Origin of the sequence: Flagellimonas aequoris, assembly GCF_003584165.1 — a bacterium.
In the GTDB taxonomy this organism is placed as follows: domain Bacteria; phylum Bacteroidota; class Bacteroidia; order Flavobacteriales; family Flavobacteriaceae; genus Flagellimonas; species Flagellimonas aequoris.
The window spans coordinates 245722-268826 of record NZ_QXFJ01000008.1; the positions used below are offsets into that span (position 1 = coordinate 245722).

17 protein-coding genes and 2 tRNA genes are annotated in these 23105 nt (G+C 44.7%); 9 read left to right on the forward strand and 10 right to left on the reverse strand.

Translation table 11 applies throughout. From position 1 onward, the window contains the following. The first annotated feature begins 3 nt into the window (after positions 1–3). The gene (locus tag D2U88_RS02035) at positions 4–996 is read left to right on the forward strand and encodes a PorP/SprF family type IX secretion system membrane protein (RefSeq protein WP_119638775.1); all 993 of its coding nucleotides are present in this window, start codon (positions 4–6) and stop codon (positions 994–996) included. 1 nt (position 997) lies between these two features. Next, the gene (locus D2U88_RS02040) at positions 998–2944 is read left to right on the forward strand and encodes an OmpA family protein (RefSeq protein ID WP_119638630.1); all 1947 of its coding nucleotides are present in this window, start codon (positions 998–1000) and stop codon (positions 2942–2944) included. A gap of 1 nt (position 2945) precedes the next feature. On the opposite strand, the gene D2U88_RS02045 is transcribed toward D2U88_RS02040, so the two are convergent. Further along, positions 2946–4190 carry an NRAMP family divalent metal transporter gene (locus D2U88_RS02045; protein WP_119638631.1) on the reverse strand — a complete coding sequence of 415 codons (1245 nt, stop codon included), beginning with the start codon at positions 4188–4190 and terminating at the stop codon, positions 2946–2948. Between the two features lie 81 nt (positions 4191–4271). Continuing rightward, positions 4272–6647 (reverse strand): S9 family peptidase, encoded by a 2376-nt coding sequence (locus tag D2U88_RS02050; RefSeq protein ID WP_119638632.1) that lies wholly within the window; start codon positions 6645–6647, stop codon positions 4272–4274. A gap of 267 nt (positions 6648–6914) precedes the next feature. Here D2U88_RS02050 and D2U88_RS02055 point away from each other — a divergent pair, with 267 nt between their 5' ends. Next, positions 6915–8639 carry a GMC family oxidoreductase gene (locus D2U88_RS02055; RefSeq protein ID WP_119638633.1) on the forward strand — a complete coding sequence of 575 codons (1725 nt, stop codon included), beginning with the start codon at positions 6915–6917 and terminating at the stop codon, positions 8637–8639. A gap of 3 nt (positions 8640–8642) precedes the next feature. Beyond that, a complete protein-coding gene (locus D2U88_RS02060) occupies positions 8643–9353 on the forward strand; it encodes a gluconate 2-dehydrogenase subunit 3 family protein (protein ID WP_119638634.1) in 711 nt (236 codons plus the stop codon). Positions 9354–9418: 65 nt separating this feature from the next. Here D2U88_RS02060 and D2U88_RS02065 read toward each other — a convergent pair whose 3' ends face one another. Both D2U88_RS02065 and D2U88_RS02070 read right to left on the reverse strand, forming a co-directional pair. Beyond that, positions 9419–10099, reverse strand: coding sequence for a hypothetical protein (locus D2U88_RS02065; RefSeq protein ID WP_119638635.1), 681 nt, complete (start codon positions 10097–10099; stop codon positions 9419–9421). A gap of 26 nt (positions 10100–10125) precedes the next feature. Then, positions 10126–10863 (reverse strand): collagen-like protein, encoded by a 738-nt coding sequence (locus D2U88_RS02070; protein WP_119638636.1) that lies wholly within the window; start codon positions 10861–10863, stop codon positions 10126–10128. A 213-nt stretch (positions 10864–11076) separates the two neighbouring features. Here D2U88_RS02070 and D2U88_RS02075 point away from each other — a divergent pair, with 213 nt between their 5' ends. From D2U88_RS02075 to D2U88_RS02085, 3 genes are all read left to right on the forward strand, one after another. Next, positions 11077–12378, forward strand: coding sequence for a ComEC/Rec2 family competence protein (locus D2U88_RS02075; protein ID WP_182859083.1), 1302 nt, complete (start codon positions 11077–11079; stop codon positions 12376–12378). Positions 12379–12440: 62 nt separating this feature from the next. Beyond that, positions 12441–13013, forward strand: a complete 573-nt coding sequence (locus D2U88_RS02080; protein WP_119638638.1) for a Crp/Fnr family transcriptional regulator — start codon at positions 12441–12443, stop codon at positions 13011–13013. A 57-nt stretch (positions 13014–13070) separates the two neighbouring features. Further along, positions 13071–13532, forward strand: coding sequence for a hypothetical protein (locus D2U88_RS02085; protein WP_119638639.1), 462 nt, complete (start codon positions 13071–13073; stop codon positions 13530–13532). 53 nt (positions 13533–13585) lie between these two features. On the opposite strand, the gene D2U88_RS02090 is transcribed toward D2U88_RS02085, so the two are convergent. The 4 genes from D2U88_RS02090 to D2U88_RS02105 form a co-directional block, all read right to left on the reverse strand. Then, positions 13586–13670: transfer RNA gene (locus D2U88_RS02090), tRNA-Leu, on the reverse strand. A gap of 39 nt (positions 13671–13709) precedes the next feature. Next, positions 13710–13782: transfer RNA gene (locus D2U88_RS02095), tRNA-Gly, on the reverse strand. A gap of 149 nt (positions 13783–13931) precedes the next feature. Then, positions 13932–14675 (reverse strand): LytR/AlgR family response regulator transcription factor, encoded by a 744-nt coding sequence (locus D2U88_RS02100; RefSeq protein WP_119638640.1) that lies wholly within the window; start codon positions 14673–14675, stop codon positions 13932–13934. Further along, complete coding sequence (locus D2U88_RS02105) at positions 14660–15754, reverse strand: sensor histidine kinase (protein ID WP_119638641.1); 1095 nt, start codon at positions 15752–15754, stop codon at positions 14660–14662. Before D2U88_RS02105 ends, D2U88_RS02100 begins: the two co-directional genes overlap by 16 nt. Positions 15755–15961: 207 nt before the next feature. On the opposite strand from D2U88_RS02105, the gene D2U88_RS02110 reads away from it, so the two are divergent. Then, the gene (locus D2U88_RS02110) at positions 15962–18418 is read left to right on the forward strand and encodes an outer membrane beta-barrel family protein (RefSeq protein ID WP_182859084.1); all 2457 of its coding nucleotides are present in this window, start codon (positions 15962–15964) and stop codon (positions 18416–18418) included. Here the strand turns inward: D2U88_RS02110 and mutS are convergent. Next, on the reverse strand, positions 18415–20997 hold the full coding sequence (gene mutS, locus D2U88_RS02115; protein ID WP_119638776.1) for a DNA mismatch repair protein MutS: 2583 nt from the start codon (positions 20995–20997) through the stop codon (positions 18415–18417). The two genes, D2U88_RS02110 and mutS, sit on opposite strands and share 4 nt — an antisense overlap. Positions 20998–21298: 301 nt before the next feature. Here mutS and D2U88_RS02120 point away from each other — a divergent pair, with 301 nt between their 5' ends. Beyond that, positions 21299–21838, forward strand: a complete 540-nt coding sequence (locus D2U88_RS02120; protein ID WP_119638643.1) for an RNA methyltransferase — start codon at positions 21299–21301, stop codon at positions 21836–21838. 115 nt (positions 21839–21953) lie between these two features. Here D2U88_RS02120 and folK read toward each other — a convergent pair whose 3' ends face one another. Then, complete coding sequence (gene folK / locus D2U88_RS02125) at positions 21954–23099, reverse strand: 2-amino-4-hydroxy-6-hydroxymethyldihydropteridine diphosphokinase (protein WP_119638644.1); 1146 nt, start codon at positions 23097–23099, stop codon at positions 21954–21956. Between the last annotated feature and the right edge of the window lie 6 nt (positions 23100–23105).

Genomic DNA, 23105 nt, shown 5'->3' on the forward strand with positions numbered 1-23105 from the left:
AGTATGCCGAACAAGTTTAGTTTGCCAACATATCGAATCTTATTATTGTTGCTTTTGATGGGCAACGGATATATGCTTGCTCAAAAAGAACCCCAGTACACCCAGTATATGTACAATATAGGAAGTTTCAATCCAGCCTATGTAGGTACTGTGGAAAGTTTTGAATTGATAGGCTTGTATAGGGCGCAATGGATTGACGTTCCTGGTGCCCCCACCACTATTCGAGGGGGAGTTAATATTCCGTTCGATAATGAAAAAATGGGTTTGGGATTAAATGTGGTGAGCGACCAACTTGGACCATCCGAACAAACGTATTTTGATGTCGCTTATTCCTATCAGGTTCAACTTTCTGGAAAAACCAAGTTGTCTTTTGGGATTAATGCAGGAGGAGCTGCCTTGAAGATAGACTATTCCAAAGGAACGTTTGAACTGGGTTCCGATCCGGCTCTTTTGGAAGGAGGATACGGAAAATTCTATCCCACTGTAGGAGCTGGATTGTTTATGTATCATGAGGAGGATTGGTATTTGGGACTGTCGGTGCCCAATTTCTTGACCAATGCCTTATATAATGATGAAGTAGCTACCATTGTGGAGGACAATATGCAGTTTAATGCCATAGGAGGATATGTTTTTCAGCTGGGCGACCGGACCAAGTTTAAACCTGCTTTTCTATTGAACTACCTGCAAGGTGCTCCTGTTACCGTGAACCTATCGGCGAATTTTCAATTTTTGGACGCCCTGACCATAGGTGGTTCGTATCGTTTTGATAACGCGGTGAGTGGCTTGGCAGGACTACAGATTTCCAATGCTATATTCGTAGGTTACTCTTATGATTATAATACCAATGGGTTAGGGGAGTACAGTGGTGGATCACATGAGGCAATTTTAAAATTCTATATTGGTAGGGGAGGTTTTGGTTCAGGTAACAGATCCAAAAACAAAACGAAGGATACAAATATCAAAGGAAAGCAGATAGATTCTCCTAGATTTTTCTAATATGAACAAAGCAAACAACATACGATTGGCGTTTTTGGCATTCCTAATAGGAATGGTTCTTTGTTCCGCTCAGGCAAGGAAGTCAAAAGGTGATGCGTTCTTCTTTCAATATGAATATCAAAAAGCTATCGTTGCTTATGAGCAAGAACTGGTCAATGGAACCCTATCCGAAAAGCAGTTTTTGAACCTAGCGGATTCATATTTCAAGGTAAAAAATTTTAAAAAGGCTTCTGAGGCCTATCTCGAACTGTTCAAAAAGGATACGTTGATGGATGGTCATCATTATAATAAAATGTTGCAGAGTCTATCCAAAACATCCGATAAAGAACGTAAAGAGGCTTTTCTGTCCACTGTTGCGGCCAGTTTTCCGAAAGAACTCATGGAAAATATGGATTTTAACGAACAAATGCTTCAAAATGAGTCTAAGGATAGTGTGACCTATAAATTCTTTAATCTCGCTTCAAATAGCCCACAAACCGACTTTGCACCTTCATTTTATAATACCAAGTTGCTGTTTTCAAGTGGTCGCGACCAAGATAAGCGATACATGTATGCGCCTGGAAATGAAGGCTATTTCAAAATATATGAATCTAAGATCCAACCCAATGGACAGGTGACCAGTATTCAACCCTTTCATAAAATCGCCAAATCAAAATTCCACCAGGCAACACCCTATTATTCGAATAAACTGAATAAAGTATTCTATGTGTCGTCAAATACGGAAGATGCCGAATTGGTTTTTGATTCCAAAGGAAAGAATGCTTTGGCTATAGGCATGCAGGCCATTGATGGAGGGTTTCAGCTGCTCCTAAAGGATTTGAGCACCTCGTTTTACTATCCGTTTTATGATGACACCAACGGTAAGCTTTATTTTTCGGCTGATTTTGAAGGTGGCTATGGAGGTACCGATATTTATTATGTATATACTTCGAATGGGCAAATTATGTCGGCTCCCATCAATTTGGGGCCTAGGATCAATTCCCCTGGAAACGAGGTTGCCCCCTATATTTTTGAGGATAGCTTCTATTTTGCCTCGGATGTGTTTTATGGTCTTGGGGGAATGGATATTTATAAGGCGAACATAGAGAGTGAGGGTTTTGGTATTCCCATCAACCTTGGTAAGGGAATCAATACTGAATTTGATGATTTCGGTTTTGTGATTCGTAACGAGGGGGAAGGGTTGTTGGGATATTTTGCTTCCAATCGTCCAGGAGGAAAAGGCAAGGATGATCTTTATGGATTTAAAGTGGATGAAAAACCTGGACTGAAGACCATTACCTTCAAAGGCAAGGTGGTAAAACCCTATGGTCGCAATGAGGCTGTTGCCAAAGCAGTTGTAAGACTAAAAGGCACCAATGGTGAGCTATTGTCCGAGACCTATTCCGATGAAGAGGGAAATTACCGTTTGGAAATTCCATGGACCAGTGCAGTAACCCTTGAGAGTACTTCGGAACGCTATTCGACCTATAAGAAACAATTTACGGAAGAAGATTTACAAGAATTGGCCAATACGGATGCATACAATGTTGAATTATCGCTGTATGATGATTTGGTAGAAGAAAAGGAAGGGCAAAAAGTGGTAAAGATGGATAAGTTTTATTTTGGCAACAGTTCCACCCAACTCACGCCTGAAATCGATTCGCAATTGGACAAGGTGGTGTCCTTCATGAATGCCTTTCCAGATGCCCAACTCAGGATTGAAACCTATACGGACAGTAGGGGAGGTAGTAGTACTAACTTTAAACTTACCCAAGGACGTTCTGATGCCATAAAGAGATATTTGGTAGGACAAGGCGTGTCTGCTACCAGTATTTTGTATTCCATTGGGTATGGAGAGGAGAAAATCTTGAACAACTGTACCAACGGGGTGTTCTGTATTGAGACTCTGCATAAACAGAACCAACGTTCCTTGATTGTGGTGCTCAACGACAATGTACTTTTTGACTAAATTATACCAAAAGCATCCAGCAATAGTACAGCGCAAATAAAGAAAGGAACACCATGCCGCTATAGGTAAGGATTCTTAGTCCCAGTTTAGGTTTGTGTTTCAAGGGGATATCGTTGCCCATCACCGTTTTTAAGTTCATCCAACCCAACAATGGAGCCAATACAAACGAAACAAAAGTGGCCAATGCCACAAGATCTCCCATGTTGGCACTGAACAGGGTAATGACCATCCAGTTGATCAAAGTCATGACAATCACCATGATGGCAAAGGCATTTTTGTTTTGGAACAGGGACTTTTTCGGGTAGAGTTTTTGAAGAATGTCCACACTTACCCTGGAGATGGCATCATGGGCCGTCATACAGGTACTGAACATGGTGGCAAACGCTGCCACGGCAATAAAAAAGTAGGCCCAATTGCCAATATGGGTGGTAAATAGATTTACCAATTGATCCGCGAACACAACCGCATTGCCGCTCAATTCCGTTCCGGTACCATAAAGGGTCATCCAACCGATGATCATGAAGAATACAGCTAATAACGCTGTTAAAATGTAGCCTACGTTGAATTCCTGGATGGCAATCTTCAGCGTTGGTTTGTTTTTCATGGTCTTTAAATTCTCTATGCCCCACATGCTTACCCAGCCCGAAGCTTCCACCGCGGTGGGCATCCATCCCACCAAACCTATGAGGAACAAAATGCCGGCCTCGTTGAAAATTTCAGGGCGTTGGTAGGTTTCCGATCCGGGAACGGCGCCTTTTTGCAAAACCATGATGGTGGTAATCAACAGGGCAACAAAAAGAATGGTGATGACGGCTTTCAACGATTCTTCCAAAAAGCGATACTTTCCCACGATCAACAACAAACTGATAAAAACAAACAGTCCTAGTGAAATGGTACCGGCACCGAAGCTGGTGATATGGAACAGATTCATGAACAATCCTGCGGTGACCACGTAGAGCGCTGCCAAAATGGTAAAGGTGGAGATTAGGGTAACAAAGGCATAGATCCACAAATAGGTTTTGCCCAAATTCAAATACCCTTGGATCAGGCTTTTTTCGGTGACCGTGGTATATCGGATGCCAAACTCAAAAAAGGGATACTTGAACAGATTGGCCAAAAGTATGGGGATGACCATAATCCAACCATATTGGGCACCTGCCTTGGTAGACAACACCAAATGCGATGTGCCAATGGCCATACTGGCGAACAATAGGCCAGGGCCGAGTGCCTTGAACAATGCTTTCATCCCGTTTGTTAGTTAATTTTCAAACGGGAAGATATGTTTTTTTGTTCAAATTCCAGATGAAGCCTTTTCTACCTTCATACATTATTTTTTATCTAGAAGTGCCTCTTGGAACAGGTTGAAAATACGGGTGTATTCATCCGTCCAACTACTGGGTTCCACAAAACCATGTCGCTCCACGGGGTAAACGGCCATTTCCCAATTTTCCTTACCCAGTTCGATCAATCGTTGCGAAAGCCTGACCATATCCTGAAAATGGACATTATCGTCCACCATGCCGTGAAGAATTAAAAGTTTTCCTTTTAGGCCATCTGCAAAATAGATGGGAGAGCTTCTTCTGTAGGCCAAACTATCCGTTGCGGGAGTATTCAGGATGCGGGCCGTATAGCCATGGTTGTATGCGGCCCAATCCCCAACGGACCTAATGGCCCCACCAGCGCTGAAAGTATCAGGAGCATTGAACATGCCCATCAACGTGATGAACCCGCCGTAGGAACCTCCATAGATACCAATTTTATCCGTGTCGATGCCGTATTTGTCCACTAGCATTTTGGCACCGTCCACTTGGTCGGAAAGATCTTTCCCGCCCATATGGCGGTAGATTCCGGTACGCCAATCCCGCCCATAACCGGCACTTCCGCGGTAATCGATGTCCAAAACGGTATATCCATTGTCCACCAAGAGATTGTGGAACATATATTCCCTAAAATAGGAACTCCACCACTTGTGGGCATTCTGTAAATAACCGGCCCCGTGAACAAAAATTACGGCTGCCTTGTTTTTTACTGATGTTTCGGGTTGATAGAGTCTTGCATGCACCTCGGCGCCATCTTCGGCCTGAAAAGTGATGATTTCGGGGTCTTTCCATTCATATCCCTCGAAATCCTTGGTGGTTGAATGGGTCAGTTGTACCGCTTGGGTCTGTCTTTTGGCATACACAGGGTTTTCCTGAAGGTACAATTCCGTAGGCTTATTGGAGTAGGAATACAGTATGGCCAACTGGGTTTCGTCAGGAGAAAGTACCACATCATTGTTTCCGACCCTGTTGGTCAACTGCTCCCATTTCCCTCCTTTTAAGGGCATGGTGTAAAATTGTCGATCACCGGGATGGGTCTTGTTCGAACTAAAATACCATCTGGACTCATCCTTGGATATGAACGGATCGTAGATTTCAAATTCGCCAGAGGTCAATGCCTTGCCTTTTTTGGAATTGATGTCCATGGTGTACACATGTGCATATCCCGTTTTTTCGGACATGAACCAAAACTCTTTGCCATTGGGCATCCAACCAAGGGATCCACCTCCCCATCCACTTATACCGGGCCCGGCGATCCATGCCTCGTCATGTTGACGATCCAATTGCTCCACTTTGCCTGTTTCTGGGTCGAGCAATACAATCCAGCGATCTTTATAATCATTGGCTTGAATGTCCAAGATGGCCTTGGAACCTTCAGGGTTCCATATGGGTCCGTTGATAAAACCTATCCTATCTTCATTTTTATAGGGCTTGTCTGGATAATCCTTAGTGTATTCAGGTACATAATCCAAGCCTTCCAAATTATCAAGGACTACGGGATAACTTTCGCGTTTGTCCAAATTGTACACAAACATTTCATACTTGGTGGGCTCATCGCCAACCTTGGAACGGGTATTTTGGTCTTCGGTATACCCTGATTCAGTTACATAATGAGGTACAATGGTTCCCTTGCTTTTGGGCCTTTCCATCAAGATATAGGTAATGTATTTTCCCGAAGGGGCCATTTCCAACCCAATCACGGATTTTCCACCGGTTTCCAGGACCAATGGCCCCAACGCTTCCAATTTTTTGTTGATCTCCTCGCCAGCGTCTTTTTTTGCTTTACGTTCGCGCAGCACATCAAAAAGCCCCAATTGGTCCTGATACAGAAATTCATCCTTGGAATCCCGCTTAGGTTCCTTGTCATTTGCCTTTACAAAGTGGGTCATTTGCTCCGTGGTTCCGGTGGCCGTGTCCCAAACAAAAAGCTCATTGTCCTTGGTATAGGCTATCCCTTTTCCATTATCGGTAAAATGCGGGTTGTTTTCCCTTTCCTGTGTCTTGGTAATGGGAGTGGACTTGTAAGTAGCCACATCCAACAGGAAAATATCCCCATTTTTGGAGTAAACAGCTTTTGTTTTTTGTTGGTTATAAGTAATCCTGGAGGAGGGTAGGGCATTCGCCGATAAGAAATCCACTTTTTTAATATCCTTTTTCCCTATCGAATAAGCATAGAGCGAATCACTCATGGCGCCATCGGGGTTCCAGTCAAAATATAGTGTCATGCCATCGGAAGACCAATAGTGGCCGGAAGGTAGATGCCCTACAAAGTTGTCCCCCTGCATGATGTCCTTAATCTTTAAGGTGGAAGTATTGCCTTTTTGGGCCAATAATCCATTGTATGTCAGTAATAAAAGAGCTAGTAGCGTAAGATGTTTTCCCATTTTGGAATGATCGTTTTAAGTTGGTTTGATTCCTGTATTTTCAAATATCGGGTATTTTACCGAGTTGCAGTTGATATGGGCTTGTTCAAATTATGTTAAATGAAAAATTACAGGAAGGTTTCTTTTTTTGTCCATTTTAAAAGTATCTTTAAAACCTATAAGGTTCTGTTGGGCCTTGTTTTTTGAAGGTTTGGTTTTTCAAGGCATCAAACCATATGTTTTAAGTCACTGTCAAATAACTACTTACTAATAAAACCAGTTTAACCAATGCAGATTATTGAAAATTCCACTGTTTACGATGCCATTATTGTGGGATCGGGAGCAGGGGGCGGGATGGCCACCAAGGTGCTGTCCGAAGCAGGTTTGAAGGTCGCCGTTGTGGAGGCAGGGCCCTTTTTTGACCCGGCCCTTCCTGAGCACCAGACCCAGTTGAAATGGCCATACGAAAGTCCAAGAAGGGGTGCCAGTACCCGTTTTAGACCTTTTGGCGACTTTGATGCCGCCTATGGGGGATGGGATATTGAGGGTGAGCCTTATACCCAAAAGGATGGGAGCCAGTTTGAATGGTTCCGTTCCCGTATGCTTGGGGGTAGGACCAACCACTGGGGAAGGATTTCCCTACGTTTCGGCCCTAAGGATTTCAAGCACAAGGACATTGATGGGCACGGAGACAACTGGCCTATCAGTTATGACGATATTAAACCGTATTACGATAAGGTGGACAAACTGATCGGGGTTTTCGGTACCAATGAAGGCCTCCCCAACGATCCTGATGGTTTCTTCTTACCACCTCCAAAACCAAGGTTGCACGAGTTGTTCTACATCAAAGGAGCAAGGAAAAGCAATGTTCCCGTTTACCCTGCAAGGCTTTCCATGTTGACCAAAAAGCTCAACGATTACCGTGGGGTATGTTTTTACTGTGGACAGTGTAACCGAGCCTGTCAGGTGTATGCCGATTTCTCAGCTGGAACCTGTTTGATATTCCCAGCCCAAAAGAACGGGGGGCAGGTAGATCTTTTTGTGAACTGTATGGTACGAGAGGTCACCACTGATGCCGAAGGAAAGGCAACAGGGGTATCCTATATCAACAAAGAGGATAGGAAGGAATACAAACTGAAGGGTAAAGTGGTGGTGCTTGGTGCATCCGCCTGTAGTTCTGCTAGGATTCTATTGAACTCCAAGAGCAAACAACACCCCAACGGATTGGGGAACAGTAGTGACGTGGTAGGGAAGTACCTCCACGATTCCACTGGGGCCGACCGCGCTGGATTTATTCCCGATTTGATGAACCGAAAAGTCTCCTATAATGAGGACGGTGTTGGGGGTATGCACGTATACTCCCCATGGTGGGGCGACAATTCCAAGCTGGATTTCCCACGAGGCTACCACATTGAGGTGTGGGGCGGCATGGGTATGCCTAGTTATGGTTTTGGGTTCAACGTGAACGAATTCAATAAGTTCTTTGGGACCAAGGTGGGAGGTTATGGTGATGTGCTGAGAAGCGATGCCAAGAAATATTATGGAGCCGTGGTGGGTATGGCCGGAAGGGGTGAATCTATTGCAAGAAAGGAAAACTACTGCGAGATCGATCCTACCACCGTGGATGAATTTGGTATCCCAGTATTGCGCTTCAATTATAAATGGTCACAGTATGAGATCAATCAGGCCAAGCACATGCAGGACACTTTTGAGGAAATCCTGATCAATATGGGCGGGGAGCCGTTGGGCAAGAAGCCGAGCAAGGAAACGAATTATGGCCTTCACAATCCGGGTAACATCATCCATGAAGTGGGTACGACCCGTATGGGTGACGACCCCAAGACTTCGGTAACCAACAAATACCAACAGTTGCACGATGTGGATAACGTATTCATCGTGGACGCAGGGCCTTTTGTATCCCAAGCGGACAAGAATTGTACTTGGACGATTTTGGCCCTTTCCATGCGGGCTTCTGAATATATCGTTGACCAGTTGAAACAACAAAACATATAAGTGATGGATAGGAGAAAGAGTTTAAAATCGATCGTATTAGGTTCTGTTGCCGGGGGATTGGCCTTACATGGGTGTAAGCCCAGTGCTGAGACCGAGGAATTGGTGGAGTCCCCAAAAATGACCTATCCGGGCAGGGTTCCTTTGGAAGAGGAGCTGATCGCTGAACTACAGGAAGAAGAATTCCTGAACCCTCATGAAATGGCCACACTTACTATTTTGTGTGATCTTATTTTACCGGGGAGTGAAGAGTTCAAGGCGGCCAGCGATGCCGATGTAGTAGGATTCATTGAGTTCATGGCCAAGGACAATCCACGTTACCAACCCGATCTGCGCGGTGGGTTGATGTGGTTGGATCACAAGTGCAATACAGAGTTCGCTAAAGAGTTCAAGGATTGTACCGAGGAACAACAAAAAAGTATTTTGGATCCCATTGCCTATTATGACCCAGAGATTCCAGGAAATGAGAGACCTTTTGAAGTGAACTTCTTTTCCTTGGTGAGGAACTTGACCATGACCGGCTTTTACACCACCAAGATTGGTATCGAGGAGATTGGTTACAAGGGCAACATGCCCAATGTATGGGACGGGGTCCCCGATGATGTTTTGGCCCAACATGGTGTTGCCTATGAGGAAGAATGGCTGGCCAAGTGTGTGGACCAAAGTAAACGTGGTGTCACCGCCGAATGGGATGATAACGGGAATTTGATTACGTAAGTGGAATTTGACCATAAACAAAAGGCCGCCACTTAAGTAGCGGCCTTTTTTTATTGCCCATTACTTTATTGTACTTCCTCCAAAAGATATACATCGGCACTGCCTTTTACATGAAGTGGATGTGTGGAGTCGTTTGCTGAGGCATCAACAAAAAAGGAATAATTGAAGGTAAGGTGGTTGTCCTCCGGGTTAAAATTGAAATCGGTATATTCAATTTCTGAAGTTCCATTGGTGTTGGACTCATAGAGGTCGTCCAAAATGAAGTATTTATTATCTGTGCCGATTACCGGATGGCCTTGGACTTGTACTTCGGAATAATTGATGGCCTGGGTGGTTTCCCCAAAATTTGAGATTTGGATATAAAAATGGATGAAATTGCCATTGAAATAGTCATCTGGGGAGCTATAAAAGCGGGTAAACTGTAATACGACATCTTTTTCCATATATAAAATATTGCTGGAATAGGTCTCTCCATTGGTTTGTGTGAACTTAAAAATGGTGGAATAATCAATGGTGACCCCATCAGGTCGGTTTCCGTTCAATTGGAGGGTGGCGTGCCCATATTTTGTCAGTTCTTCAAAACCGATTCCATTTGTTCCATTGGCACCATCTTGCCCATTGGTCCCATTGGTCCCATTGACGCCATCTATACCATCCATACCATCTTTCCCGTCATCACCGGAGCAGGATAGCATGACCAAGCTCATGGTAAGCACGGTAATTCTTAATAGTTTTCTTGTTTTCATAGTGGTTATTTTAGAGTGATCGTTAATTATTGTATTTCTTCAAGAAGGTTTACATCCACTGTTCCGGAAACATTTAAAAAGTTCCCAGAATCATTATTGGCACCTTCAACTGTAAAGGAATAAGAGAAAGTGAGATGGTTGCCACTATTCGGGTCAAAGGTCATATCTGGAATCACGATTTCCGAAACCCCGTCACCGCCGGTTTCATACTTATCCTGTATCACAAAGTACTTATTGTCAGGACCGACAATACCATATCTATTCAAGACAAGCACAACTGATATTATGTTCTCAGTTGCTTGGTCTGGGTTGTCTACGGTAACTTCCCAGTCCATAAAAGTGGTATTGTACGTATCGTCAGGAGAGCTGTAAAACCGGCGGAAGTTAAAGAAGTACTGTACATCATCTCCATTTTGGGTAGCTTCCACAATATTGTAGTTTGGGTAGCTTGAGGCATTTATTGGGGTAAAGCGAAAAATGGTAGAGTCCTCAAAGGCAATCCCATCTGGCCTTTTACCACTCAAATCAAGAGTGACAAAACCATACTTTGTCAATTCATCCAGTCCAACCCCATCTTCACCATTGGAGCCGTCCTGTCCGGGTGCTCCATCTTGTCCAGGGACGCCATCCTGTCCGTTGGCACCATCTTTGCCATCCAATCCATCAATGCCGTTGACGCCATCCTTGCCATCCTCAATGGAGCAAGACGTAAGGGTCAATCCTAAAAAAAGAAAAGTCAGGCCGAGTAGTCTGTTCAGTCTCATGATTTTAAAGTTTGGAAGTCTAAGGTAGTGGGGGCTGTGAACGGATAAGATTATAATTGATGGATGTAGCCAACCATTTGATGAAAGCTTCTTGACAATTGACAGGCTTCCCCTTTTTTCATTTACCATTTGGTAATGTGCAAACTTAGGAGAGTATAGGAAAATTCCTTATTTTTAAAAGAAATGGTTCCCCGCCAATTAAAACTGCATCCTATGGCTTTACAATTCTTGGGGAACAAGACCCAACGCTTTTATTTTCAAGATCAGGGGGAACGCAAAAGCTATGTGCTCATCTATGGGGACGAGGTGGAACCACTCCAAGGCAATGCCCCGACCGCAGGCTATACCCGAATCAATTACAGGGGAAGGGATGGGGAAATCAAAAATCCATCTTTGGTAAACAAAAGAAGCCTCGAAATGTATTTTTTGGACGTGGGCCAAGGCGATGCTGCCTTTGTGGTGACGCCCAACGATACCAAAATCTTGGTAGACGGTGGCCTTCGCGATCGTGCCTTGGGGTTCATCATTTGGAAGTACCGTTTGGACATCCCCGGCAATACCGTGACCATAGACCATATGTTCCTGAGCCATGCCGATGCCGATCATGTGGAAGGGCTCATTCCCCTTATCGAACATCCGCAAATAACGGTGAACAACATCTATCATAATGGTATCGGGCTGTTCGATTCCGGTTTCAATACCGACTTGGGCAACGAAGTGAACGGCGAACTGGTAACCAAACATAGTACCTTGGCCGACCTGAATGGATTTAATTTGAAGGGAACCTTTAAAAAATGGGTCGATGCCATCAAGGTCAGAGGTATCAACTACCATCGGCTGGACAAATCCACAGGTATCCTGAACATTGGCGACCCGAACATCCGTGTGGAGATTTTGGGGCCTATCCTTAAACCTAATGGAGCTTTTGAATGGTTCGGGGGCAAGTCGCATACCATCAACGGGCATTCCTTGGTGTTCCGGATGTCCTATAACCATGTCCGTACTTTTTTCTCTGGCGACCTGAACATAGAGGGGAGCGGACTCTTATTGTCCCAACCCGATGGTGCCCTGAACGTGAATGCGCATGTGTTCAAGGCGCCCCATCACGGCAGCCATGAGTTTGACCCCAACCTGTTCAAGGCGGTAAACCCGATGGTTACCGTGGTGTCTTCAGGAGAGGTGCCCGACCATGGTCACCCCAGGGCCAAATTTTTAGGGGCGATCGGTAGGGCGGTCCGCGGGGAGGAACCCTTGTTGTTTTCCACGGCCTTATCGGCATTGTTCGTGGATGATGAGGATGCGGAGCATGTGGCGGCCTCCAACATTATTGAACCCACTACTTTAGGCGACTTGGATTTTTCCTTATCGGCCTCCAATACGGTGGCGAGGCGTAGGTTTAAGAAAATCCTACCAGGCATTATCAACGTGCGTACCGATGGCGAGTACATTTATGCCTACCGAAGGGTGCAGATGGGTTACCAGTGGGAGTCGTATAAGATGCGGTATGAGAATTAAATGAATAGGGATAATCTAATGCTTTTACCTATATTGAAGGGTTGAACGGCAAAAGTATAGAGATGGATATTGAAACCCTTATCGAGCAACTGGCAGGAGAGAATAGTGATGGTGACCAAGATTTGGGATTGCCCTTTCCCATACACCGCGCAAGTTTTCCCCGTAACCATGTGTTGACGCGCTATGGCCAAATTGAAACCAAGGGATATTTTTTGAGAAAGGGGATTGTTCAATGCAGCGTTCAAAAAGATGGGGAGGAACGGATAATAGATTTTGTTTTTCCCGGCAACTTTGTAACCGCGTATAATTCTTTCGTTTTGGATACGCCTTCGGATATTGAGGTGTCTACTCTCAGCGAATGTGAGGTGGCTTATTTTTTTAAGGCCGATGTAAAAAAGAGGTATGAAGATTCCTTGATCGCGAATAAGCTGGGAAGGTACATCAAAGAAAAGGTCCTTATGGAAAAGTTGCGAAAGGAAAAAGAGCTTTTGACCAATTCAGCAGAGGAAAACTATAGGGAACTTTTAAAAAACAGACCAGAGGTAATCGAAAATATTCCCATCCATAAGATTGCCAAATATTTGGGGATCCACCCCGAAAGTCTGAGCCGGATCAGGGCCAGGGTCATTTCCTAACCCAAGTCAATTTCTTCGAGGGGCATCGTTACTATTTTCGACCTAAAAATACTAAAGATGAATCTTGACAGAAAACAGACGTTATTCGTAAAAACTCCTTTGCTGATAGGGGGAGCCATTACCTTGTTCATTGGTATAGGGCATATTTTTATCCCTGCCATGGGTTATGAAGAGTCCGTGCCACAATCCATGCAACCCGCCATTCGGGACCATTTTTATTATTTGGCCACCTATGCGATTTGCAGTTTTTTATTGGCATTCGGGTTGCTCTCCATCTACTTTTCAAGAACCGGACCTTCCCGGCATACCACTGTGTTTGCGGCCATAATGGCCTTGGTATGGATTACAAGGATGGTTTTGGAGTTCATATATCCCGTTGAGGTAAGGATATTTATGTTGGAACATCCACACGAAGTACTCCGGGGAGTGATATTTTTAGTTGCTCTCTTGTATGTAATTCCTTCGGTGTATGGTTGTGTGGATAGCTTTGAAGCCAAGGATGTTAATCCATCATTATGATAACATCTGGTGGGTTGAAATAAAAAAGCCGAGAATTACTCTCGGCTTAACCGTACTCGAGGCGGGACTTGAACCCGCACGGCCAAAAAGGCCACAGGATTTTAAGTCCGGCGTGTCTACCAATTCCACCACTCGAGCCTGGACTTGAAACAAAAAAACGCTGCAAGCAGCGTTTTGAGCGAAAAACGGGATTCGAACCCGCGACCTCCACCTTGGCAAGGTGATGCTCTACCAACTGAGCTATTTTCGCATTTTAAAGAACCCTGCACTTTTTCCAAGCGCGGATGCAAATTTAATACAATTCTTTAAAATGTAAAGTGTTTTCAAAAAAAATATAAAGAGGAAAAACGACCAAATTTTACTTCATACCCTTTCTTGAAAAGCCAAATAGGGAGCCCTTTAGGGCTCTTTCCGCTTGATGACCTTGTCCTTCAGCACCTTGTCCTGTACCTGCTTGGCATAATTTCGGCTTACGGGAATTTTATGGCCCTCTTCCAAGATCAATTCGTGGTTTTCCAATGACCGTATTTTGGATATGGGCACGATGTACGACTTGTGTACCCGTATAAAGGCTTCCGTATCTAGGTTTTCCTCAATGGTCTTTAACGGCATGAGGCTCATGTACTTGTCCGAAGAGGTGTGGATCAATACATAATTCTCCAAGGCCTTTACAAAAAGGATTTCCGAAGTATATATTTTTTGATACCGTCCGTCGCACTTTACAAAAAAATAAGGTTGTTCGGTTATTGCCTCGGTAGGTTCCTGGGTGCCCGATTTAAAGGAATGGTACCGCACTGCCTTGGTCACCGCCTTAAAAAAACGGTTGAAGGTGATAGGTTTCAACAGGTAATCGATCACATCGAACCGAAACCCATCCAACGCATAATTGGGGAAAGCCGTGGTGATGATGACCATGGGCAGGTCGTGGCGGACTTTTAGAAAATCCAAACCCGTCAGATACGGCATCTGGATGTCCAAAAAGATGAGGTCTATGGCCTGTTTCTCCAACATTTGGTCCAATTCCAGAGCATTTTCCACCGTGCATACCAGTTCCAAATGGTCGATGACCTGCACGTATTCCTGCAGCACCTCCCGGGCGAGCGGTTCATCATCCACGATTATGCACTTCAGTTTTTTTGCCATTCCAGCTTCAATAGTACGGAAAATCTATCTTTTTGATCATCAATATGTAACGAATACGATTCGGGATACAATAAATGCAACCTGCGTTCCACGTTGGTCAGCCCGATGCCTTTGGGCCGTTCATCCTCATGACCAAGTCCATTAGGACCTTTACTGTTTTCAATATGCAATTTGAGGTAAGCGTCGGTCACTTTGAGCATCATCCGTATAAAATTGGGTTGCCCCTTTCCTTTGGAAACATGTTTGAACGCATTTTCCACAAAGGGGATCAGGATAAAGGGAGCAATCGATTTTTGATGCAGCGTCTGGTCCAGAATATCGAACTGCAGCTCGGTATGTTCGGGATCTAACCGCAGTTTTTCCAGGTCGATGAAATTTTCAATAAAGCGAAGTTCCTTTTCCAATGGAATCTGCTCGTCATTACATTCATACAATTGAAAGCGCAGCATGTCCGAAAAATTGGCTAGCGATTCCGAGGCCAGATCCGGGTTTTTGTGGATCAACGCAAAAATAGAATTGATGGTGTTGAACAAAAAATGCGGATTGATCTGCGATTTGAGGTACTTGAGCTCCGTTTCCAGGTGTTCTTTTTCCAATCGCAACCGTCTTTTCTCCGCTTGGAGCCAATTCTTGCCCAATTTGATGCTCATGCCCAAGGTCATACTGGCCACAGTGGATGGCAGGGCCCACACAAAATAGATGGTGGTGAATTGGTACGGATACACCCCGAACAGCTCGAACAACGTCTTTCCGGAAAGAAAGGTGGCCAAAAAATATCCGCTCACGATAAAGGCGTTGCAGACCAAAATGGTGGCCAATACCGAAAAAATATAACTGGTATAACGACCGACATACAACAACTTCGGAATCAGATAGTACAGGTTGAAGTATACCCCGATGATCTGAAAGATCACATAAAAATAGAATTTGACGGAAGAGTCGCTGTGGAGCAGATACTCCCAAACTTCGGAAAGACTGCCCACATTGATGGTCAACCATACCAAATGATACCCCAACCAAAAGGGGATATGGTACAGTTTGAGTCGCAAGGCAATCTTTTTCAGTCGGTTGAAATCCATCAACTAATTCATAAATCGGTACAAGTTACTTTTTTTGATTATGTGCCCGAGCCAAATTGACGACCTGCCGCAAATAATTGACGAAAGGCATTTTACATCATTATCTGGGAAAAGACGCGGGAAGTCAACTAAGTACCACCTTCGGTCAATCCAATTATGTTGGTATGGCAAAGCAGCCTTCATTTGGCAGAAATCAATTCAAAGCAAATGAAAGTCAAGGTTTTAACTGGTAAAAATTTTTGGGTGAGTCTTATGTTGATTGCTGGAATCTCCCAAGTTTTGGCGCAAGTTCGCGGTAAGGTGAGTGATGAACGGGATAATCCGATTCCTTTTGCCAATGTGGTGTTGTATCAGGCAGTGGATACCACTTTGGTTACCGGTGCCATAACTGACGATGCAGGTTATTTTTCTTTGGAGCCAACTGGAGTAGGTCCATTTCGGGTGCGGGTCACTTATCTTGGTTTTGCGGATTATTATTCAGAACCTTTTCATTTGAATTCTGGTTCACCGTCATTGCAACTGGGGACATTGGTATTGACGGAAAATGTGAATGAATTGGATGAGGTGGTGTTGGCAGCACGAAGGGATTGGGTACAACGCACCCCGGAAGGCCAGGTGATCAATGTACAGAGCAGTGTGATGACCAAGGGAAGCAATGCCTTGCAACTGTTGGAACGGTTGCCTGGGGTGATTTTGGACCGACGGGACGACCAGTTTTCCCTGAATGGCCAAAGTGGCGTTACCGTATTGTTCAACGGTCGAAGGGTATCCATGTCCATGGAAGATGTGATGGCCCTTTTGGAGAGCACCTTGGCGGACAACATTGAAAAGGTGGAGCTTGTCACCTCTCCTTCGGCCAAATACGATGCGGATGGGGGAGCGGGCATCATCAATATTATCTTTAAAAAAGGAATGAACGAGGGCAGCCAGTGGAACTACAGCGCCAGTTTGGGGTATGGCTATTGGGAAAAGGCAAGTACCTCGTTGGGCTATTCCTTCGGAACGGAAAAAATGCATCTGAATGCCAACTATTCCCTGTTCCACGATCATGGCAAAAACGGATTTGAGGGATCGGGAACGAGTTTTCAACCTATACTCGGCGCTCCCAGTCAAGCCATTTTTTCCACTTATTTCAACAATAATAACAATGCCCATAATGTGAATTTGGGAATGGGTTATCAAATGTCACCCAAGGTGGAGCTCGGTGGGGAACTCACCTTGAATTTTTCCAGGAACCGATCCATGTCCGATGTGAACAATCAACGAATCATTGAAGGTCAGGATTATTTTAGGTCGCACTTGGTTTCCGAAGGTACCTCTACGAAGACGAATCTGATTTCCTCGGTATATCTGATTGACAAACTAACCGACGATTCCAGTTTAGCTGTGGATTTGAGTTACCTCAATTATACCAATGATAATCCGGCCAGCACAACTAGCAAGTATTTTGATGAAAACGATGAGCCCTACAATCCGGAAAACGAAATTTTCACGGATGGGAATCGAGGTTTTAGTGAATCGACCATCCAGTTAGGGGTGCTCAAGTTGGATTACAGCCATACCTTCAATGATAAATTGGAAGGTGAGTTTGGGTTCAAGGGCAGTTATTCCGATAACACCAACGATAGTAAGATCGAGACCCAAGTGGAAGGCGAATGGATCGTGGACCCCCGGTCCCAAAGTCTCATCGAGAGTGATGAAACCCTGTGGGCAGTGTACTCGCAGTTTCATGTGCAACTTCATGAAAAATCGAAGGTCGACTTAGGTTTGCGCTACGAGGATTGGAGACGGTCGTTGTCCACTTCTGAGGAAGATTTCACCATTCGTCAATTCTTTCCGTCGGTTTCTTACCAATACCAACTTTCTGAAAATCGCCAACTCAACCTGAATTACCATCGTCGTATCAGTAGGCCCGCTTATTCCGATTTGGTCACGAGTCTGTACTACAATGATCCCACGGCCATTTTTACGGGCAATCCCATGTTACGGCCCGGTATCACCAATACGTTGCAATTGGAATATGTAAAAAATGGGTTTTCCATGGGGCTGTCACTTCAAAAGGAAATTGACCCCATCATTCGGTACCAGTTGACGTCCACACCCCAGAATGATATCTTGGTAGTTTCACCACAAAATGCGGATTATCAGAAAAGTATAGGTCTCTTTTTGAACATTCCCGTACAGTGGGCATCTTGGGCCAGGCTCAATGTGTCCTCCACTTCGGCCATTCGGGATTATAAAATTTCGTACAGCCCCAATCCAGCTTCAAAGACCTATTTCTACCAGAGTCTCAACTTTAACCAAAGCATCAAATTGCCTTGGCAAATGGATGTGGAATTGTCGGGTTGGTACAATTTTGATCACTACAACGGCACCAATTCCACGAAAGGGTTCGGGGTGATGAACTTTGGAATTTCGAAGCAGTTCAAAAACGATTGGGGGACCCTGCAGTTCAGCGTTTCCGATGTGTTCCGAAGTTTGGATATCCATACCCATCTCAGTGGGATGACCCCCATTGTTTTTGATATTGACACACGGTCGAGGTATCGTGATGAATCAGCCTTTACCCGTATTTTTCGTTTGACCTATTCCAGAAGTTTTGGAGGAAATGCGAACAAAAAATCACGCAATCTGGAAAAAGAGGAATTCAATCGGGTAAATTAAGAGGTCGCCTTCTTCTTTTTACTCAACAATCGTTTGATTTCGTTGAGTTTCATCAAGGCTTCCACAGGGGTAAGGGTGTCGATGTCCAAATGCAGGATTTCTTCCTTGATTTCTTCCAACAGCGGGTCGTCCAGGTTGAAAAAACTCAACTGCATCTCGTTTTGGGAAGCTTGGAGCTTATCTGAAATCTCTTCACTGGAATGTGATTTTTCCAGTTTTTTCAGGATTTTGTTTGCCTTTTGGATGACCTGTTGGGGCATGCCGGCCATTTTGGCCACATGGATCCCAAAACTGTGCTCGCTGCCCCCCGGTACCAATTTCCGAAGGAAAAGCACATTGTCTTCCAATTCCTTGACCGAAACATTGTAGTTCTTGATTCGCGTAAAGGTGGTGGTCATTTCATTCAGTTCGTGGTAATGCGTCGCAAAAAGCGTTTTGGCCCTGGCCGGGTGTTCGTGCAAGTACTCGGAAATGGCCCAAGCAATGGAAATGCCATCATAGGTGCTGGTACCGCGACCGATTTCATCCAACAACACCAAACTGCGTTCAGAAAGGTTGTTGAGAATGGAAGCCGTCTCGTTCATTTCCACCATAAAAGTCGATTCTCCCATCGAAATGTTGTCGCTGGCGCCCACACGGGTAAAAATCTTGTCGATAACACCAATTTTGGCCTCTGAAGCGGGGACAAAACTTCCCATTTGGGCCAAAAGTACGATCAATGCCGTTTGCCGCAATAAGGCCGATTTACCACTCATGTTCGGTCCCGTGATCATGATGATCTGTTGGTCGTCACGATTCAATAATACATCATTGGTCACGTACTCCTCGCCCAAGGGCAACTGTTTTTCAATAACAGGGTGCCTGCCTTCCGTAATGTCCAGTTCCGTGGACTCATCCATAACGGGCTGTACATAATTATTTTCACTGGCGAGTTGCGCAAATCCACAAAGGCAATCCAATTGCGCGATCAAATGGGCATTTTGTTGTACTGGGGTGATGAATTCCTGCATCCACACCAATAGACGTTCAAACAATTGTTGTTCCAAGTGCAGGATGCGCTCTTCGGCCCCCAAAATCTTGGCTTCATATTCCTTGAGTTCCTCGGTGATATAGCGTTCCGCGTTCACCAAGGTCTGTTTGCGGATCCAACTTTCAGGAACCTTGTCCTTGTGGGTGTTTCGCACCTCAATATAATAACCGAACACATTATTGGAATCAATTTTGAGCGAGGTAATTCCCGTAAGTTCGGTTTCACGCTCCAACATTTTGTCCAGATAATCCTTCCCTGAAAAGGCAAGGTTGCGCAATTCGTCCAATTCCTCGGAATAGCCTTGGGCAACGGTGTTGCCCTTGGCAATATTCACAGGAGCTTCCTCGTTCAAAACTTCTTTGATCTTGGAGCGAAGGGCTTCACAGGCATCCAAGCGATCCCCAATATTTTGCAGCGAGGGGTTGGTGCTGTCCTGTGCCGCTGATTTTATAGGCACGATGGCTTCCAGGGAATTTTTGAGTTGGATGACTTCCTTCGGGTTGATTTTTCCGGTCGCCAATTTGGAAATGAGACGTTCCAGATCGCCCATTTGCTTGATCCAATGTTGCATCTTATCCAATTGATCACCATGTTCCTTCAAATGGGCCACCACTTGATGGCGCTGCTGAATTTTCTCCAGATTTTTCAAAGGAAGGGCCAACCAGCGTTTCAACAAACGTCCACCCATAGGCGATAGCGTGTTGTCGATAATGTCCAACAAGGTCACCGCATTTTGATGGGGGGAATGGTACAGTTCCAAGTTTCGGATAGTGAACCGGTCCATCCACACATATTCCTCCTCGGCAATACGTTGGATCTGGTTGATGTGTTGCAGGCGGCTATGTTGGGTTTCCGACAGGTAATGCAATACGGCCCCGGAGGCGATGATGCCATGGTTGAGATGGTCTATGCCAAAACCCTTAAGGGTTTTGGTGCCGAAATGGTTGTTCAGGCTTTCCAATGCATAATCTTCCTGAAAGATCCAATCTTCTGTAAAGAAGCTGTGGTATTGGTTGCCGAAATATTCTGAAAATTCCTTTTTATGGTTTTTAGAGACCAGCACTTCATTGGGTGCAAAATTTTGAAGGAGTTTGTCCACTTGTTCCACAGATCCTTCCGAAGTCAAAAATTCCCCCGTGGAAATGTCCAAAAGGGAGATGCCCAACTTGTTCCTTCCAAAATGAACGGCACTTAAAAAATTATTGCTCTTGGCGGTCAGGATGTCGTCGTTGAGGGCCACCCCGGGGGTCACCAATTCAGTTACCCCACGTTTTACGATGCTCTTGGTCATCTTGGGGTCTTCCAACTGGTCGCAGATGGCCACCCGTTGCCCGGCCTTTACGAGCTTCGGCAAATAGGTGTTGAGGGAATGGTGCGGAAATCCGGCCAATTCCGTTTTGTCGCCACCATTGTTCCGATGGGTCAGGATAATCCCCAATATTTTGGCGGCCTTAATGGCATCGTCCCCGAAGGTTTCATAAAAATCTCCCACACGAAAGAGTAACAACGCATCAGGATGTTTGGTCTTGATGGTATTGTACTGTTGCATCAACGGGGTTACCTTCTTTGTCTTTTTATTGGCTGCCAAAGCGATTTATTTGAAAATTATAGGCTCCATAATCAACTACATAGTTGCGTTCAAACAGAATTTTAGAACAGTTTGTCATTCCCGCACTTGATGCGGAATCTATTCAATCTTGCCTGAGTGGATTCCTGTTTTCACAGGAATGACAATTTGTAGGCGATTTTATTCTTTTATTTTTGTCCCAAAATAGGGTGGAAGACGAATATATCGCTTTCATCAGGTTCCCAAAATTTTTGTTGATATTTTGGCCCCAATGGTTAAAAAAATGAATCGAAAACTTGAAAATAGTGAGTTGGAGCGGTTGGACGTGGCCGGTTTCAAAGAAGCGGAAAAGACCCCCATCATTGTAATCTTGGACAACATCCGCAGCCTGAACAATATTGGTTCGGTGTTTCGAACCGCAGATGCCTTTTTGGTGCAAAAGATTTATCTCTGTGGCATCACGGCCACCCCTCCCCATAAAGATATCCGGAAAACGGCCCTTGGCGCCACGGAGAGTGTGGATTGGGAATACCGAAAGGATACCTTGGAACTGTTACAGGAATTGAAACAAGCGGGGATAAAGACTATTTCGGTGGAGCAGGCGGAGAATGCCATCATGCTCAACGATTTTCATGTGGACGCCAACACAACGGTGGCCTTGATCTTTGGAAATGAGGTCAAGGGAGTGTCCCAAGAGGTAGTATCGGCCAGTGATGCTGTTTTGGAAATTCCGCAGTTGGGGACCAAGCATTCCCTCAATATTTCGGTAAGTGCAGGGATAGTAGTGTGGGATGTATGGTGCAAACTCCATGCCCAAAAATAAAAAAAGCCCTGATGTACAGGGCTCTATATAAAGTTTGAGTTAGTTAGTCTCGTATTTTGAGGGCTCTAAGAAAATAAAACCAATCGTTATATCCAAATATTTTGTGAAAATTCTCTTAAAAGTTTGAGGAAAGAATGTTGTCCTCCAACTTTTCCAAAATGGATTCGTAGTCGGCGGGATGGTGTACAAAATCCATTTCGCTAATGTCAATGATCAGGCTATTCTGGTCTTGGTGGCTTTTGATAAAATCCAAATAACCCCTATTGATTTTTTCCAGGTACTCAGGGTCAATGTTTTGCTCGTAGTCCCGACCTCTTTTCTTGATATTGGCCAACAAGCGTTCCGTGTTCTGGTAGAGGTAAAGATAGATTTCCGGTTTTTTCACCTCCTTGTACATAAAGTTGAAAACTTTTCGGTACAGGTTGTATTCTTCACGCTGCAAGGTCACCTTGGCAAAGATCAGCGATTTGAAGATGTCATAATCGCTCACCATAAAATTCTTGAACAAGTCAAATTGGGAGGTATCGTCCATAAACTGTTGGTAACGATCGGCCAGAAAGGACATTTCCAAAGGAAAGGCGTAGCGCGACTGATCCTCATAGAATTTGGATAAAAAAGGGTTGTCCGCAAATCGCTCCAAAATCAATTTGGCATTGAAATCGTTGGCGATCATGGTAGAAAGAGTGGTCTTTCCGGCACCGATGTTCCCTTCAATGGAAATCAGTTGCAGCTGCGAAAAAAGCCCGACACGATCTTTAAAAAGCTTGTGCTTCGTTTTGGTCAATTTACTTTTGTCCCTGCATTCCTGGAGCAGATTTCGAGTATCTTTCTCAAAAATGGGATGATAAAACTGAGGGGCAATATCCGATAGCGGTTTCAAGACAAAATTGCGGTTTTGCATCTGCGGATGCGGAATTACCAAGTCTCCCGTGTTGATGATTTCTTGACCGTAATAAATGATATCAATGTCCAAGGTCCGGGAACTGTAACCGTCACCTTGGGAACGAACACGTCCAAAATCTTGTTCTATGCCCAACAGGTTGTCGAGCAGTGCTTTTGGATCTAGCGGCGTTAGGACAGAAACACAAATATTCAGGAATTCGTCACCCTCAAAACCAACGGCGGGGTTTTCATACACCGAGGAAATATCCAACACTTTTCCAACCTGCCGTTGTATCTGGAATATTGCTTTTTGCAGGTTGGCAAGCCGATTGCCCAAATTGCTTCCGAGTGATAAATATACCTTGTGCTTTTTGCCCATAATCGA

What these genes read in the sequence shown, in the direction of transcription:
- D2U88_RS02110 (WP_182859084.1), top strand. Translation starts at nt 15,962, where the DNA reads ATGAAAGTCAAGGTTTTAACTGGTAAAAATTTTTGGGTGAGTCTTATG.
- D2U88_RS02100 (WP_119638640.1), bottom strand. Translation starts at nt 14,675, where the DNA reads ATGGCAAAAAAACTGAAGTGCATAATCGTGGATGATGAACCGCTCGCC.
- D2U88_RS02040 (WP_119638630.1), top strand. Translation starts at nt 998, where the DNA reads ATGAACAAAGCAAACAACATACGATTGGCGTTTTTGGCATTCCTAATA.
- D2U88_RS02045 (WP_119638631.1), bottom strand. Translation starts at nt 4,190, where the DNA reads ATGAAAGCATTGTTCAAGGCACTCGGCCCTGGCCTATTGTTCGCCAGT.
- D2U88_RS02050 (WP_119638632.1), bottom strand. Translation starts at nt 6,647, where the DNA reads ATGGGAAAACATCTTACGCTACTAGCTCTTTTATTACTGACATACAAT.
- D2U88_RS02055 (WP_119638633.1), top strand. Translation starts at nt 6,915, where the DNA reads ATGCAGATTATTGAAAATTCCACTGTTTACGATGCCATTATTGTGGGA.
- D2U88_RS02065 (WP_119638635.1), bottom strand. Translation starts at nt 10,099, where the DNA reads ATGAAAACAAGAAAACTATTAAGAATTACCGTGCTTACCATGAGCTTG.
- D2U88_RS02120 (WP_119638643.1), top strand. Translation starts at nt 21,299, where the DNA reads ATGAATCGAAAACTTGAAAATAGTGAGTTGGAGCGGTTGGACGTGGCC.
- D2U88_RS02080 (WP_119638638.1), top strand. Translation starts at nt 12,441, where the DNA reads ATGGATATTGAAACCCTTATCGAGCAACTGGCAGGAGAGAATAGTGAT.
- D2U88_RS02060 (WP_119638634.1), top strand. Translation starts at nt 8,643, where the DNA reads ATGGATAGGAGAAAGAGTTTAAAATCGATCGTATTAGGTTCTGTTGCC.
- D2U88_RS02085 (WP_119638639.1), top strand. Translation starts at nt 13,071, where the DNA reads ATGAATCTTGACAGAAAACAGACGTTATTCGTAAAAACTCCTTTGCTG.
- D2U88_RS02035 (WP_119638775.1), top strand. Translation starts at nt 4, where the DNA reads ATGCCGAACAAGTTTAGTTTGCCAACATATCGAATCTTATTATTGTTG.
- folK (WP_119638644.1), bottom strand. Translation starts at nt 23,099, where the DNA reads ATGGGCAAAAAGCACAAGGTATATTTATCACTCGGAAGCAATTTGGGC.
- D2U88_RS02075 (WP_182859083.1), top strand. Translation starts at nt 11,077, where the DNA reads ATGGCTTTACAATTCTTGGGGAACAAGACCCAACGCTTTTATTTTCAA.
- D2U88_RS02070 (WP_119638636.1), bottom strand. Translation starts at nt 10,863, where the DNA reads ATGAGACTGAACAGACTACTCGGCCTGACTTTTCTTTTTTTAGGATTG.
- mutS (WP_119638776.1), bottom strand. Translation starts at nt 20,997, where the DNA reads ATGCAACAGTACAATACCATCAAGACCAAACATCCTGATGCGTTGTTA.
- D2U88_RS02105 (WP_119638641.1), bottom strand. Translation starts at nt 15,754, where the DNA reads ATGGATTTCAACCGACTGAAAAAGATTGCCTTGCGACTCAAACTGTAC.